This is a genomic window from Thermococcus sp. SY098, assembly GCF_035621495.1.
Taxonomy (GTDB): domain Archaea; phylum Methanobacteriota_B; class Thermococci; order Thermococcales; family Thermococcaceae; genus Thermococcus_B.
The window spans coordinates 838,456-852,423 of record NZ_CP141821.1 but is presented as its reverse complement, the minus strand read 5'-3'; the positions used below and the strand labels follow the sequence as shown (position 1 = coordinate 852,423).

15 protein-coding genes are annotated in these 13,968 nt (G+C 43.9%); 8 read left to right on the top strand and 7 right to left on the bottom strand.

The window, feature by feature from the left end; all coding sequences use genetic code 11:
- The first annotated feature begins 83 nt into the window (after nt 1-83).
- The 4 genes from acs (at nt 84) to VFC49_RS04730 (ending at nt 5,209) form a co-directional block, all read left to right on the top strand.
- A complete protein-coding gene (gene acs, locus VFC49_RS04745) occupies nt 84-1,457 on the top strand; it encodes an acetate--CoA ligase alpha subunit (RefSeq protein ID WP_324736638.1) in 1,374 nt (457 codons plus the stop codon).
- On the top strand, nt 1,458-3,395 hold the full coding sequence (iorA, locus tag VFC49_RS04740) for an indolepyruvate ferredoxin oxidoreductase subunit alpha (protein ID WP_324736389.1): 1,938 nt from the start codon (nt 1,458-1,460) through the stop codon (nt 3,393-3,395). It begins immediately after the preceding gene.
- Between the two features lies 1 nt (nt 3,396).
- Nucleotides 3,397-4,008: an indolepyruvate oxidoreductase subunit beta gene (locus VFC49_RS04735; RefSeq protein ID WP_013467587.1), complete on the top strand. Its 612-nt coding sequence runs from the start codon at nt 3,397-3,399 to the stop codon at nt 4,006-4,008.
- A 109-nt stretch (nt 4,009-4,117) separates the two neighbouring features.
- On the top strand, nt 4,118-5,209 hold the full coding sequence (locus VFC49_RS04730) for an ATP-binding protein (RefSeq protein WP_324736388.1): 1,092 nt from the start codon (nt 4,118-4,120) through the stop codon (nt 5,207-5,209).
- On the opposite strand, the gene VFC49_RS04725 is transcribed toward VFC49_RS04730, so the two are convergent.
- The gene (locus VFC49_RS04725; RefSeq protein WP_324736387.1) at nt 5,204-6,208 is read right to left on the bottom strand and encodes a histone deacetylase family protein; all 1,005 of its coding nucleotides are present in this window, start codon (nt 6,206-6,208) and stop codon (nt 5,204-5,206) included. The two genes, VFC49_RS04730 and VFC49_RS04725, sit on opposite strands and share 6 nt — an antisense overlap.
- 30 nt (nt 6,209-6,238) lie before the next feature.
- On the bottom strand, nt 6,239-6,811 hold the full coding sequence (locus tag VFC49_RS04720; protein ID WP_013467585.1) for a TATA-box-binding protein: 573 nt from the start codon (nt 6,809-6,811) through the stop codon (nt 6,239-6,241).
- 264 nt (nt 6,812-7,075) lie between these two features.
- Between VFC49_RS04720 and VFC49_RS04715 the strand changes: the two genes are divergently transcribed.
- Nucleotides 7,076-7,480 carry a DUF356 domain-containing protein gene (locus tag VFC49_RS04715; RefSeq protein ID WP_324736637.1) on the top strand — a complete coding sequence of 135 codons (405 nt, stop codon included), beginning with the start codon at nt 7,076-7,078 and terminating at the stop codon, nt 7,478-7,480.
- 9 nt (nt 7,481-7,489) lie between these two features.
- Here the strand turns inward: VFC49_RS04715 and VFC49_RS04710 are convergent, their stop codons facing one another.
- Nucleotides 7,490-8,023, bottom strand: coding sequence for a multiprotein bridging factor aMBF1 (locus VFC49_RS04710; protein WP_324736386.1), 534 nt, complete (start codon nt 8,021-8,023; stop codon nt 7,490-7,492).
- 90 nt (nt 8,024-8,113) lie between these two features.
- Here VFC49_RS04710 and VFC49_RS04705 point away from each other — a divergent pair, with 90 nt between their 5' ends.
- Complete coding sequence (locus VFC49_RS04705) at nt 8,114-8,638, top strand: GNAT family N-acetyltransferase (protein ID WP_324736636.1); 525 nt, start codon at nt 8,114-8,116, stop codon at nt 8,636-8,638.
- Here VFC49_RS04705 and VFC49_RS04700 read toward each other — a convergent pair whose 3' ends face one another.
- The 3 genes from VFC49_RS04700 to VFC49_RS04690 are packed head-to-tail and all read right to left on the bottom strand — an operon-like array spanning nt 8,639 to nt 11,272.
- On the bottom strand, nt 8,639-9,046 hold the full coding sequence (locus VFC49_RS04700; protein WP_324736385.1) for a Zn-ribbon domain-containing OB-fold protein: 408 nt from the start codon (nt 9,044-9,046) through the stop codon (nt 8,639-8,641). It lies immediately after the preceding gene.
- Nucleotides 9,047-9,048: 2 nt separating this feature from the next.
- Nucleotides 9,049-10,209, bottom strand: coding sequence for a thiolase domain-containing protein (locus VFC49_RS04695; protein WP_324736384.1), 1,161 nt, complete (start codon nt 10,207-10,209; stop codon nt 9,049-9,051).
- A 10-nt stretch (nt 10,210-10,219) separates the two neighbouring features.
- Nucleotides 10,220-11,272, bottom strand: a complete 1,053-nt coding sequence (locus VFC49_RS04690) for a hydroxymethylglutaryl-CoA synthase (protein WP_324736635.1) — start codon at nt 11,270-11,272, stop codon at nt 10,220-10,222.
- Between the two features lie 155 nt (nt 11,273-11,427).
- Here VFC49_RS04690 and VFC49_RS04685 point away from each other — a divergent pair, with 155 nt between their 5' ends.
- Complete coding sequence (locus VFC49_RS04685) at nt 11,428-12,096, top strand: TIGR00266 family protein (protein ID WP_324736383.1); 669 nt, start codon at nt 11,428-11,430, stop codon at nt 12,094-12,096.
- Between the two features lie 43 nt (nt 12,097-12,139).
- Here the strand turns inward: VFC49_RS04685 and VFC49_RS04680 are convergent, their stop codons facing one another.
- Entirely contained in the window at nt 12,140-12,568 is a 429-nt protein-coding gene (locus tag VFC49_RS04680; protein WP_324736382.1) for an OsmC family protein, read from the bottom strand.
- A gap of 154 nt (nt 12,569-12,722) precedes the next feature.
- On the opposite strand from VFC49_RS04680, the gene VFC49_RS04675 reads away from it, so the two are divergent.
- Entirely contained in the window at nt 12,723-13,964 is a 1,242-nt protein-coding gene (locus tag VFC49_RS04675) for a C/D box methylation guide ribonucleoprotein complex aNOP56 subunit (protein WP_324736381.1), read from the top strand.
- Nucleotides 13,965-13,968: the final 4 nt, after the last annotated feature.

Sequence of the window (13,968 nt, the reverse complement as noted above, 5' to 3'; positions counted from 1 at the left end):
ATTTATGCTCAAAAACGTCTAACTGTCTCTTTTCGGAAAGCTTATATAGACTTTTACCGATGTAAAATTCGGTGATTGTAAAAATGATGTTCGATTATTTCTTCAAACCTAAGGCAATAGCTGTAATTGGCGCTTCTAATGATCCTTTAAAGCTCGGCTATGAAGTTTTTAAAAATCTCAAGAAATACAAAGAGGGCAGAGTTTATCCAGTAAACGTAAAAGATGAAGTTGTCCAAGGAGTTAAAGCTTACAAGAATGTTAAAGAAATCCCTGATGAAGTGGACTTGGCGGTAATCGTTGTTCCAAAGCGCTTTGTCAAGCAGACAGTAATTGATTGCGGTGAAAAGGGCGTGAAGGGAATTGTTCTAATCACGGCTGGATTTGGGGAAACTGGAGAAGAAGGGAAGAAGGAGGAAAAAGAACTCGTTGAGATCGCTCACCAATACGGCATGAGGATCATCGGCCCCAACTGTGTCGGGGTAATGAACACCCACAACGATATGAACGCAACATTCATCATGGATGCAAAGAAAGGTGATATAGCATTTGTTTCTCAAAGCGGTGCTCTTGGAGCTGGAATTGTTTATAAAACTGTCAAGGAAGGAATTGGTTTTTCTAAGTTCATAAGCATTGGGAACATGGCTGATGTTGACTTTTCAGAGCTCATGGAGTACTTAGCAGATGATGAAGAAAGCAAGGCAATCGCGCTGTACATCGAAGGTGTTAAGGATGGAAGGAGGTTCATGGAAGCCGCTAAAAAAGTCACCAAGAAAAAGCCTGTCATTGTTCTCAAGGCTGGAAAGAGTGAGAGCGGAGCGAGGGCTGCTTCAAGCCATACAGGTTCATTAGCTGGAAGCTACAGGATCTATGAGGCAGCATTTAAGCAGACAGGCATTTTGGTTGCAAATACGATTGATGAGATGCTCAGCATGGCGAGAGCATTTACCCAGCCTCTTCCGAAGGGCAACAGGGTTGCAATTATGACAAATGCTGGCGGTCCTGGAGTATTAACGGCCGATGAAATTGACAAACACGGACTCAAATTGGCAAACCTTGAAGAGGAAACAATGCAGAAACTTAGGGAGTTTTTACCTCCAATGGCCGCCGTTAAGAATCCCGTGGATATGATAGCAAGTGCAAGGGGAGAAGAGTACTACAAGACTGCCAAGCTCCTTCTGGAAGATGAAAATGTTGATATGCTCATTGCAATTTGTGTCGTGCCAACATTCGCTGGAATGACTCCAACGGAGCATGCTGAAGGCGTCATAAGGGCTGTGAAGGAAGTTAATAACGGAAAGCCTGTTTTGGCATTATTCATGGCTGGCTATGTCAGTGAGCCAGCTAAAGAGCTCCTTGAGAAAGAAGGCATTCCGGTTTATGAAAGGCCTGAAGATGTGGGAATAGCGGCATACGCCCTTTGGGAAATCGCAAGAAGAAAAATGGATGAGGTGTTGTAGATGGCAAAGGTTACTGACATAGTTTTATGGGATAAGCCTGGAGAGAAGGTTCTCCTTTTGGGAAATCACGCAATAGCAAGAGGTGCCCTTGAGGCAAACATAGCTGTTTTCGCAGCTTATCCTGGAACACCAAGTTCTGAGCTTACGGACACGATGGCTGCTGTTGCAGAAAAAGCGGGCGTTTATATGGAGTATTCAACAAACGAGAAGGTTGCATTTGAGACAGCCCTAAGTGCAGCATGGTCTGGACTGAGGGCTATGACAGCAATGAAGCACGTCGGATTGAACGTTGCAGCAGATACTTTTCTCAGCGCCGTTGGTATGGGTGTTGAAGGTGGATTTGTCATAATGGTTGCTGATGATCCAAGCATGTGGTCCTCACAGAACGAGCAGGATACAAGGGTTTACGCGAAGTTTGCTAATGTTCCAGTTCTTGAGCCCTCAAGTCCGCATGAAGCAAAGGAAATGACAAAATATGCCTTTGAACTAAGCGAGAAGTTCAAGCACATGGTTATCTTGAGAACCACAACGAGAATTTCACACGCAAGGGGAGATGTCATTTTAGGCGAGCTCCCAGAGGAGATTAAGCAGGCAAAGAGGAAATTTGGTGACTTCAAGAAAGACCCATCAAGGTTTGTTGATGTTCCCTCCAACGCAAGGAAGTTCCACCCACAAATTCTGGAGAAGATTGAAAAGATCAGGGAAGAGCTTGCCAAATGCCCATTTAACTGGATTGAGGGCAAAGAAGACGCTAAAGTAGGTATCATAGCCCCCGGATTGGCTTATTCATATGTAAAAGAGGCCTTAGCATGGCTTGGCGTTGATGGGGTGAAAATCCTAAAGCTTGGCACGCCTTTCCCTGTTCCATACAAACTGCTTGAGAAGTTCTTTGATGGATTGGAAAGAGTTCTCATAGTTGAAGAGCTTGAGCCTGTTGTTGAGGAGCAGGTTAAGGTATGGGCTTTTGACAACGGCATAAGAATCCCGATTCATGGAAAAGACTACGTTCCGAGAGTTTATGAAATGACAACAAGGAGAGCTGTAACTGCGATAGCAAAATTCCTTGGTCTTGAGACCCCGATTGACTTTGAAAGTGTTGACGAGAAGTATAAGAAAGTTTCAGCCATCGTTCCACCAAGACCTCCAAGCCTGTGTCCGGCATGTCCTCACAGGAACACCTTCTATGCTATAAGAAAAGCGGCTGGTTCAAAAGCGATATTCCCAAGCGACATTGGATGTTACACGCTCGGCGTCCTCCCTCCGCTTAAGACCGTTGACACGACGGTTGCAATGGGTGCATCAATAGGCGTTGCTCATGGATTGGATGTTGCATTGAATGGAGTTCCTGGTGAAAAAGATACAAAAGAAAAGAAGAAAGTCATCGTTGCCACGATTGGTGACTCAACGTTCTTCCACACTGGACTGCCAGCTTTGGCAAACGCAATTTACAACCGCTCAAATGTTGTCATAGTGGTTGTCGATAACCTTGTTACGGCAATGACTGGAGATCAGCCCAACCCGGGAACGGGCGATACTCCCCACGGCCCGGGCAAGAGAATCCTAATTGAAGAGGTTGCAAGAGCTATGGGTGCAGACTTCGTTGAAGTAGTTGATCCGTATGACATAAAGGCGACATATGAAGTCATGAAGAAGGCCATTGAGACAGAAGGAGTTAGCGTTGTTGTCGCAAGAAGGGTATGTGCGTTGCACCATATAGGCCAGCTGAGGAGAAGAGGCGAGAAGTGGCCAATATACACAGTAAATGAAGATAAGTGTACAGGCTGTAAGATCTGTATTAACGCCTATGGATGCCCAGCAATCTACTGGGATGCAGAGAAGAAGAAAGCCCAAGTGAATCCGCTTATGTGTTGGGGATGTGGTGGATGTGCACAGGTCTGTCCATTCGGAGCGTTTGAGGTCATGAAGGAGGGTGAGTGAGATGGTTAAGGAGTACAACATTGTCATCACTGGTGTTGGCGGTCAGGGAATTCTCACAGCTGCCAACCTCTTAGGCTGGGCTGCCCTTCATGCTGGCTACAAGGTGAGGGTTGGCGAGGTTCATGGAATGAGCCAGCGTTTCGGTTCAGTCATTGCTTACGTCAGATTTGGTGAAGATGTCTATGGAGCAATGGTTCCCGAGGGAAAAGCGGACGTCATAATGGCTTTTGAGCCAGTTGAAGCTTTGAGATACATCAACTACCTCAAAGAAGGCGGATTGGTTATAGCAAACTCAAACCCTATTCCACCGGTTCAAGTTTCAATGGGATTAGCGACATATCCAAGCATGGAGGAAATCAGGAAGATCATCGAGGAGGACTTTAAGGGCAAGCTCATAACCTTAGATGCTGAAAAATTGGCTTTGGAAGCTGGAAATGTCATCACGACAAACGTTGTCCTCATTGGAGCACTCACACAGACGCCAGGGTTCCCGTTGAGTGCTGAACACGTTAAGGAAGTCATTAGGCTCAGCGTTCCAAAGAAGGCAGTTGATGTCAATATGAAGGCCTTCGAGCTTGGCGTTAAAGCTGCCAAGGAATTACTTGGGCTTTGATGTCCTTTCTTTTTTGTTGTTTTGATTGAGGGATTTGGAAATTCCTGCTGATTTTATTTTCGAAACCTTTATAACTTACCCCCGGGTAAGTTACTTACGGTGGGGTAAGTTGCTGTTTGATCTGCAACCAAAGACCAGAAGAGAGGATTTATATGATAGGGAGAAAGAACTTCTGGAATTTAGAGATGCCCTATCGCTCGGTGAGAGGCTGCTTCTGCTTCTGGGGATAAGGCGTCTTGGTAAAAGCTCCCTTTTGAATGTTGCACTGAGAGAATCTGGCTTTCCGTGCGCGAAACTCGATGTACGTTCTCTCTACTTTACACACGGCTCAATACCACAAGAAACCCTCGCCAAAAGGATTCTTGATTCCTTACTGGAATCACTCTCTGCCAAACATAAACTCCAGCTCGGGCTTGAAAAGGCTCTCAGCTCAATAAAAGGTATTAGAATATCAGGTATCCACGTGGAATTCGAGAAGAAGCCTGATCTTGCAGAGCTCCTTGAAAAACTTGATTCTTGGGCAGAAAAGGAAGGAACAAGAGTTATCTTAGCGTTTGATGAAGCCCAGTATCTTCGCCTATCTGGAATCCAGTACGATGGCATGATAGCCTACGCGGTGGACAACTTGTCGAATTTAACCTTTGTTCTTACGGGTTCTGAGGTGGGAATGCTTCATGACTTTCTTGGACTGGACAATCCTAAAAAACCTCTCTTTGGCAGATATGCAAGGGAGATAATCTTAGAAAGGTTTACCAGAGAACAGAGCGAAGACTTTCTGAGAAAGGGATTTGAAGAGCTTGATTTCAAAGTAACCCTTAGCGAGATAGAAAACGCAGTTAATAGACTTGATGGCATAGTTGGCTGGCTAACCATGTATGGCTATCTGAGGGGGGTTAGAAAGCTCTCTGAAAAAGATGCCCTGAATGAGCTCTTTAGAAAGGCACATGCACTTGTAAGGGATGAACTCTCTTCACTGCTGTCATTCAGCAGAAGATACGGCTTCATCCTTAAAGCGGTAGCCCTCGGGAACCACAGATGGAGCGAGATAAAAGACTACGTTGAGGTTAAAAGCGGCCACGTAAACGACGCAAAGTTCTCCGCTTTGCTAAAGAATCTGGTGAAGTACGGATACCTGATAAAAACCGAAAGAGGTTATGAGATTCCAGATCCGGTAGTCTCAGAAGTAGTTAAAACGTTATAACTCCCACCATTCCCTCAAAATCTCTTTAACTTTTCCAACGACTTTAAGTGCTTCATAACTTGGCCTTATAGTCTCTTTCCCAGTTTCGCCTTTGAGGTAGCCTTCAACAAAAGCGGGCAGCCCTTTTTCGAGCCCTATACCATAACCCCCTTCAAGAACCACACCGAGGCTGTAATCAGAAAGACTCGCCCCGGCAAATCTATAAAACTCCTCTGTTAGCTGGATCGTTGCTAAGCCATCACCTTTGAATGCATCAAACCCTGCCGAAATCAAAATAACCTTTGGTTTAATTACATCTACAATGGGCATGACTATTTCCTTCCAAGCGTATATGTAATCATCGTCGCCCGAATAGGAGGTCATTGGGATGTTTATCTTTGTCCCTTCTGCATCTTTTCCACCAACTTCCCATTCATAGCCGCTCCACGGGTAAATGTCCCTTTCATGCAAATCTATGTGAATTATATTTTCATCATTCCAGAAGATCTCCTGAGTTCCGTTGCCGTGATGAACGTCAAAGTCTATAATCAATGCATTTCCTTCAAGACTTTCAAGGAGCTTAGCTGCTCCGGCAACATTGTTGAATATGCAGAAACCTAAAGTGGAGGCATAGAACGCTCTACCGCTTTTTCCAGCATGATGTCCAGGCGGTCTCACTAAAGCTAAGTAAATTCCTTTTTTCTCCAAAGCCATCAAACTGGCTTCTCTTGCCGCCCCAAATGCGTAAAGTGCTGCATTCCATGTTTTCTCGCCCACATAAGTATCTGGATCTATGTAGTGAAATCCCATTTGTGAAGCTTTTCTGATTCTCTCAACGTAATTCTCAGAATGAACCTCTAAAATTTCTTCGATGTTTGCTGGATTGGGCTCAACAACATTCTGCCATAGATTTTTGGCTTTTAACCCTTCAATTGCAAAGTCCAAGCGGTTGGGATTTTCTGGATGATAATCAAGGGATTTGTGCTCTTTAAAAATGGAGGAGTAGAGAATCCTAAGCATGAGCACCACAAAAAGGAAATTATAAAAACTTTAGAATTCCTCCTCTTCTTCAATCAGACCGTACTTCTCGAGCTCTCTGAGGAGCTTTCTAACGGCCTCCCATGCATCATGCTCGCTTTTTGCGCCTGAGCAGACAATCTTTCCTGAGCTGAAGAGCAGAATAACAGCCCTTGGTTCTTTAACACGGTAGATAACACCAGGGAACTGCTCTGGCTCATATTCACAATTTGGCAGAACTAAAGCGACTGCATCCAAATTGAACTCCATTCCAATGTCTCCGCTGAAGACCATGTTTTGAATATCAATCTGAGGAGCCCTTTGGAACTTAGTTCCAATCTTTGAGAGCATCTGGACAAGCTTTGAGACAGCTCTTTCAATATCTTCAACACTTTTAGCACCTGTAACGACGAGCTTACCTGAGCTGAAAACCAAGAGGGCAACTTTAGGCTCATCGAAGCGACAGATGATACCGGGGAATTCCTCAGGGTTGTATTTGGAATTTGGACATATTTCAATTACCTTTTCCAAATCGAGCTGTGTGAAAAGATCCACAGAAGCAACGATGTTTTCTATCCTAAGCTTTACCTTGCTCATATCTACCATAAATTACACCCCCAGTTAGTGGGCTTAAAAACCCTTTATAAATACCTCACTTTAGGTTTTTAAAGGTTTAGGAAATTTTGAAGAGTAGTGGATTTCCTAACGTAAGCTTCCACTAAAACTATGCTACTCATTTTGTCTACATGATTGGTTGTTTGTCCCTTTTCTGGGAAGTTTTTGTTTGTCAGAATATTTTTGGAACTTATAGTTATTAAAAATGCCAAACCTTTAAAAACTCAAAAGATGAGCAGACCTTAGGTGAAAGCAATGCTAAACACGATTGTATTGATAAGGACAGACAACTTTGACAAAGCAATGGTGGCTTTGGCAGATCTTGTGAGGTATGGCGGAATGCAGATCAGGGGAGACCCAAAGATAATACCCCCTGCACTTTCAGATTGGGCATTTGAAAAAATTGTTGGGGAAAAGCCGAGAAAGAGATACAGGGCTCATGTCGTTGCTCAGATTGATTTGCCTCCAGCTAAGGCAATCGGTCGGTTAAGGGACATTCATCCTCCTGCTCATATAATTGTGATTCCTCCGGAAAGTCCGGTTCATAAGGAGCTTTTGCGCTTGTGGGGGACTTTTGAGAAGCTTAAAGGCTTTCATCCGCCGAAGGTTAAGAGAATTGAGCAGAAAGTTGAGAAAGAGGAAGGAGCGGAGTTTTACTGAAATGTTCCCTCATTTCTTCTTTTTCTTCTTGATCTTTATCCTCGCAATGTCACCGAGTGTTGGCTCATAATCCTTGGGTATGCTGATCTTTTCCTCATGCACTTCTTCCACTCTTTCAATGAGCTTTATCTTGAAGTATCTCTCCAGCTTTTTGGCTTCCTCAATGGTTGGCATGTACTCGCCGTGGGCGATTCTCCTAAGTACGTTGACAGAAAGTCCCACTTTATGGGAAAGCTCTTCATAACTCATCTTACTCTTCTGTATCGCTTGGTAAACTCTCTCAGCGTAATCCTCAACAATATCCTCGGTATAGAGAGGTCTTTCCCGGTAGGGTCTTTTCTGAGGTCTTGGTTTTGGTTTGTATGTCCTTCTCGGTTCTCTTCCAGTTGGCATTATGCTGAACGTTCCAGGCTTCTTTCTTCCATATTTTCTGTAACAGTTAGAGCAAACTAAGAGCTCTGCACCTTCAATTTTTACAGTGTGCCCCTGTCCTCTGATTTCAGCACCGCAAACTTCGCAAATTTTTGGCTTTGCCTTTCCCATTAAAACCACCTTCTCCTGCTCTATTCTCTCCCTCAAACCATAAAAACCCTATGCTTTTTAAGCCCATCTCTTAACTTAATAGTGATGAGTATGGAAGAGGAAGTAAAGATAGAAAAGCTGGATAAATTTGACCAAGAACTCTTAGAAAAGCTTGTTGATGTCTATATGAGAGGTTATGAAGACATGCCGGAGTACGGCGGGGAAGGTAGAAGATATGCGCGGAGATATTTACGGTGGTGCTGGGATAAAGCCAGAGATGGCTTTTTTATTGCTAAAATCGGCGATGAAATCGTCGGGTTTATAGTCTGCGATAGAGACTGGTTTAGCAAATATGAGGGGAGAGTTGTCGGAGCTATTCATGAGTTCGTGGTTGATAAGCGGTACCAGGGTAGGAGCATTGGGAAAAAGCTCATGGAGAAGTGTCTCTGCTACTTGAGCAAATACAATGACAGAATAGAGCTCTGGGTTGGTGAGAAGAATAAGAAGGCGATTAAATTCTATGAAAAATATGGCTTCAGAGTTGTTGGGCAGAGCGGAATTTGGGTGAGGATGGTTAAAGATGTTCAAACTGGAAAATCAGAAAAAGAGAATAAGAGACAAGCCATCCCTTGTTAATCACTTAATCGGTGGTCTGAACTTGTATCCATAGAGAATTATTCCATCTTCGTCAAATTCCCTTATCTTCCTTGTGACCATCTCAACCTCCATGCCGAAGGTAATCTCCTCCGGATCAACATCTGTGAGCTGTGCTAAGACTATGGGCCCTTCTTCAAGCTCAATCAATGCCAGAGGATAGGGTTTGTAATACTCAAAGCCGCTTGGTGGGTTTCTCACAATAGTCCAGCTGATGACCTTTCCTCTTCCGCTGAGCTGAATCTCCTCCATCTCTCTGCTTCCACACTCGTTACACACTTGTCTTGGAGGGAAGTGAATCTTCCCGCACTTTTTGCACTTGCTCCCAACTAAGCGGTACTTCTCTTTAAAGTGCCTCCAAAATCTTGAAACCTGCATTGGCTTCCCCATTTTCAAACCCTCCTAAGGATTGTCACGGTTATGTTTGAACCTGTTCCTCCAATGTTCTGCGTTAGTGCAATCTCTGCATCGGGCACTTGATTTGGTGCTTCTCCCCTGAGCTGCAAAGCCGCTTCAACGGTTTGATAAACTCCCGTTGCACCGACTGGATGTCCCCTTGATTTGAGCCCACCCATCGTCTGGATTGGGTAGTCGCCATCAATTGCGATCTGTCCTTCTTTTGCTAATTCGGCACCTTTGCCACGTTCAGCAGCACCTACTGCTTCCAAGCTCAAAGCAGCCATAATAGTAAATGCATCGTGAACCTCAAAGAGATCTACATCTTTAGCTTCAATTCCTGCCATCTTGTACGCTTTTTGAGCTGCAACTTCTGCTGCTCTAAGCCTAAGTAGTTCCTTTCTGTTTGCTAAGTTAATTGTATCAATTGCCCTCCCCATTCCGGCTATCTCAACCCACTTTTCTTTTGGAATTCCAAGCTCCTTAGCTTTTTCGGGAGTTGTGATTATCACAGCGGCGGCACCATCACAGACTGGAGAGGCATCAAACAGCTTAAGCGGGTCAGCTATATATGGGCTCCTAAGCACAGTTTCAACCTTTATTGGCTTTTTAAACATTGCATATGGGTTCTTTGCGCCATTTATATGGGCGTTAACAGCGAATAAAGCTAAATCCTCCTCCGTATAGCCGTATGTGTGCATATAGTAGCGCATGACAAGTGCATTTAAAGCTACAAAGCTCGCTCCGTGGAAGAGCTCCCATTCAGCATCAGAGGCATATGCTAAATATCTTGTGGCGTCACTTGGCCATGCATCAGTCATCTTTTCCACTCCAACGACGGCAACAACGTCTTCAAGACCGCTCATGACTGCTTTAGCACCTTCTTGAACTGCTGCTCCTCCAGAAGCACAAGCGGCTTCAATTTTTACAGCTGGGATGTGTCCTAAACCAGCCCAGTCAGCTATAAGTGCTCCGAGATTCTCCTGTTCAACGAATGGTCCGGAAATCATGTTTCCCACATAGAGAGAGTCAACTTTATCAAGGTTAGCGTCATCCATTGCATTCAGCAAAGCTTCGACAGCTAAGTCTCTAAGTGAAGTTTTCCAGTGCTCCCCAACAGGGGTCATGCCAACTCCAATTATTACAGCCTTCTTCATCTCAACCACCTCACATTATCAACTTTCCTCTGTGCTTTACGTACAGTGCATAATCAATGTACTTTTTTCTGTTTATGTAGTCCCAGGTTTTTGGTGCCAAGTCCCTCTTTTCCTCAATTGCATCTTGCACAACTAAGCTGAAAGCGTCGCTTCCCGCTCCCGAGCCAAAGCTGACCCAGAGGATTCTCTCGCCCGGCTTCGCTATGTCCAGAACAGCGGAAACTCCAACTAAAGTCGCACCGCTGTATGTGTTACCAATTATTCCGCTGAGAAGACCGGGTTTAACCTTCTCAATTGGAATGCCCAAAATTTTTGCAGCTGTGAGCGGAAACTTTACATTTGGCTGATGGAAAACGGCGTAGTCGAAATCATTGACTGTCAAACCCAGCTCTTCCATCAATCCTTTGGCGGCACTAATCACATGGTGGAAGTAAGCTGGCTCACCGGTAAATCTGTTCCCATGTCTTGGATAGTGCTCATGCTGTCTCCTCCAGAAGTCTGGAGTGTCTGTAACGTAGGAGTAGCTCCCTTCGAAATATGCCAAGGTTTCTGAGCTCTTTTCCCCGACGATAAAAGCAGCGCCTCCAGCAGCTGCTGTGAATTCAAGATGGTCACCGGGTCTCCCCTGAGCAGTGTCTGCTCCAATGGCCATTGCATACTCTGCCATTCCAGAGCCGACAAAGCCTATTGCTGCTTGCAAAGCCTCAGTTCCAGCTTTACAAGCAAATTCAAAATCTGCAGCGTCTAAATCTGGAGTTGCCCCAATTGCCTCAGCTATAACAGTTGCAGAAGGTTTAACTGCGTAGGGTTTTGATTCAGAGCCAAACCATATTGCTCTAATAAGCTTGGGATCAATTTTAGCTCTCTTCAGAGCATTTCTTGCTGCCTCAATCCCTATTGTTAATGCATCCTCATCGAGGTTGTTAACAGCTTTTTCCTCAATTGGGAATCCATTTACCCCCCATACTCTGCCTATTTCGGCATTTTTAATTCTGAACATGGGTACATAGGCACCGTATCCAACAATACCAACTTCTTTGGCTGGTTTCAGCAGTCTCTTCATTGTCATCACCTGTAAAAGCGTTGAACCTAAATGTTCTCTGGGAAGTAGAAGGGGGAGTTATAAAAGTCTTTCGGTAAAAGGTCAATTGTTTTTCGTCAATTGGCGATAGGAAGTGATATATACCACCACTCATAGTTAAATTTTAGGTGACCCTTGTGAGGTATGAGATAAAGCATAGACCAAGTTTTAGCTTAGTTGAAGTTGAGCTGGAAAGGGGAGAAGCAGTGCAAGCGGAAGCGGGGGCTATGGTGTTTATGAGTCCCAGCATTAAGATGGAAACGAAGGCAAAAGGTGGTATTTTTGGAGCACTTAAGAGATCTCTTTTGGCTGGGGAAAGCTTTTTCATAAATATATTTAAAGCTGAAAGAGATAGGGGAAAAGTGGGATTTGCACCGCCTTATCCCGGAGACATCGAAGCTTTTGAGATTGACGGAACATTATATGCTCAGAGCGGGGCATTTTTGGCAAGTTCAGCAGATATAAAGATTGATACAAAATGGGGGGGCGCAAAGACATTTTTTGCCAGAGAAGGTTTGTTCCTCCTGAAAATGACTGGAAGCGGTGTTGTGTTCCTTTCAAGCTATGGGGCAATTCAAAAAGTTGAGCTGAACAATGAACGCTTCATAATTGACACGGGCCATTTGGTTGCATTCAGCGAAGGATTAGACTTCAGGGTTAAAAGGGTAGGTGGATTAAAAAGTACCTTCCTAAGTGGGGAAGGTTTGGTTGCGGAGTTCTATGGAACAGGGACTCTTTATATTCAAACAAGGAGCTTAGACAGCTTTTTAAGCTGGATTATTCCTCATCTGCCAACAAAGGACTGAAATTGTTTTCTCTTTAAATTTTTTATAATGAAAAAGAAAAGAGCTAAGCTTTTTCGACTTCAACACAAACGGGGGTTTCGTTCATTATGTTGTCTCCTATTGGACACCTCTCTTCAACTTTGGCAACCCATTCTTTGAGCTTCCCCTCTTCGACGTTCCCTTGAACCTTGACTTTGACTTTAATCTCCTTATATCCCGCTCTATCTTCAACGTTTTTGCCCATGAGCTTGTCTGTATTGAGCTTTCCACTAATTTCAACGATGATTTTTTCTATATCAAGGTTCATATCTTTTGCAACCATAAACCCAACAATGTTTATGCAACCTGCAAATGCTGCTAAAATGTATTCAAGGGGGCTTGACTCATCTTTATCAACAATGTATTCAGTTTTCTTTCCTTTGACTATCATTCTTGTTGGAGAAACGCTTTCACCTATTACGGAAACCTTAATCGTGGGCATGAATACCACCATTTACAAATAGAAAACTACAGTATAAAAGGCTTTGTTCAACCTTTGGTTTTTAACAGTATTCTAAAGTGGTGAAAGTTTTCCCAAGCTCAGAAGCTTAGGTTTAAAAGCTCAATCCTTTTATATTTCTTTAGCAAAATGATAAAAGGTGATGCTGATGAAAGCTTACATAAGCGAAAACGTTCAGGGGATTTATGCCTTTGATGAGAGCGGCAACCTAATCGCCAAGAGAGAGTACAGAGAAAAGCCTGAGATAGCCCTGGATAAACTCTTATCTGGTGAGATTACTGATGATCTAATAGCATTTCTTGAAGAGCTTAAAGAGAAAGGTTATGAGGAGTTTATTTTTGAGCATCCAGATTTAAGCAGAAAAGCAAAAGAGCTTGGCTTTAATGCAGATGCGGAATTCCCAAATTTGGCTGGAGAAATACTTAGAGAGAAGCCAGAAGAGTTTCTTGGTAGGGAATGGTTTGAGCGCTATTATTCTGTTGGTGTAGCTTTGACTCGTTTGAGGATTCAGGAGCAGAGCGGAGCAAGGGACAAGATGGTGATTCAAGCAATTGAAGCTTTGGATGACATTGACAAGGTCATAAACCTGCTCGTCTCAAGGCTTAGGGAGTGGTATTCACTTCACTTCCCAGAGCTTGATGAGATCTTACCAAAGCACCCGCAGTATGTTGCTTTTGTTAAGAACATAGGGCATAGGGAGAATGTAACTAAAGAGAACCTTGAAAAGCTCGGCTTTAGCGAGGGCAAAATTGAGAGAATTCTCAAGGCTAAGGAAAAGACCATGGGTGCATGGATGGATGAAAAGGACATCAAAATAATTCAAGATTTTGCTAAAGAAATCGATGACCTTTACAAGCTTAGAGAAGAGATTGAAGACTACATTGACAGGGCGATGGATGATGTTGCACCTAACCTCAAGGGTCTCGTTGGTGCAAAGCTTGCCGCTCGTTTGATAAGCTTGGCTGGCGGGTTGAAGGAGCTGGCAATGATGCCGTCATCAACAATCCAGGTTCTTGGTGCTGAAAAAGCTCTCTTCAGGCACTTAAGGACTGGTGCAAAGCCGCCAAAGCACGGTGTTATCTACCAGTATCCAGCAATTAACAAGTCTCCATGGTGGCAAAGGGGTAAAATTGCAAGGGCATTGGCTGGTAAGTTAGCCATCGCCGCTCGTGTGGACTACTTCTCGGGTGAGTACATAGCTGAGGAACTGAAGAAAGAGCTTGAGGCAAGGATCAAAGAAATTAAAGAGAAGTATCCGAACCCGCCAAAGAGAAAGGAAAAACCAAAGAAGAAAAAGAAAGAGAAGTTCAAGAGGGGCAAAAAGTTCAAGGGGAAGGAAAAAGGAAAGAAGTTCAAAGGCAAAAAGGAGAAAGGTAAGAGAAGGAGGTGAGGTA

Excerpts from the sequence above, each read along its gene's own strand:
- acs (WP_324736638.1), top strand. The coding sequence starts at position 84 with ATGATGTTCGATTATTTCTTCAAACCTAAGGCAATAGCTGTAATTGGC.
- iorA (WP_324736389.1), top strand. The coding sequence starts at position 1,458 with ATGGCAAAGGTTACTGACATAGTTTTATGGGATAAGCCTGGAGAGAAG.
- VFC49_RS04735 (WP_013467587.1), top strand. The coding sequence starts at position 3,397 with ATGGTTAAGGAGTACAACATTGTCATCACTGGTGTTGGCGGTCAGGGA.
- VFC49_RS04725 (WP_324736387.1), bottom strand. The coding sequence starts at position 6,208 with ATGCTTAGGATTCTCTACTCCTCCATTTTTAAAGAGCACAAATCCCTT.
- VFC49_RS04720 (WP_013467585.1), bottom strand. The coding sequence starts at position 6,811 with ATGGTAGATATGAGCAAGGTAAAGCTTAGGATAGAAAACATCGTTGCT.
- VFC49_RS04715 (WP_324736637.1), top strand. The coding sequence starts at position 7,076 with ATGCTAAACACGATTGTATTGATAAGGACAGACAACTTTGACAAAGCA.
- VFC49_RS04710 (WP_324736386.1), bottom strand. The coding sequence starts at position 8,023 with ATGGGAAAGGCAAAGCCAAAAATTTGCGAAGTTTGCGGTGCTGAAATC.
- VFC49_RS04705 (WP_324736636.1), top strand. The coding sequence starts at position 8,114 with ATGGAAGAGGAAGTAAAGATAGAAAAGCTGGATAAATTTGACCAAGAA.
- VFC49_RS04700 (WP_324736385.1), bottom strand. The coding sequence starts at position 9,046 with ATGGGGAAGCCAATGCAGGTTTCAAGATTTTGGAGGCACTTTAAAGAG.
- VFC49_RS04695 (WP_324736384.1), bottom strand. The coding sequence starts at position 10,209 with ATGAAGAAGGCTGTAATAATTGGAGTTGGCATGACCCCTGTTGGGGAG.
- VFC49_RS04690 (WP_324736635.1), bottom strand. The coding sequence starts at position 11,272 with ATGAAGAGACTGCTGAAACCAGCCAAAGAAGTTGGTATTGTTGGATAC.
- VFC49_RS04680 (WP_324736382.1), bottom strand. The coding sequence starts at position 12,568 with ATGGTGGTATTCATGCCCACGATTAAGGTTTCCGTAATAGGTGAAAGC.
- VFC49_RS04675 (WP_324736381.1), top strand. The coding sequence starts at position 12,723 with ATGAAAGCTTACATAAGCGAAAACGTTCAGGGGATTTATGCCTTTGAT.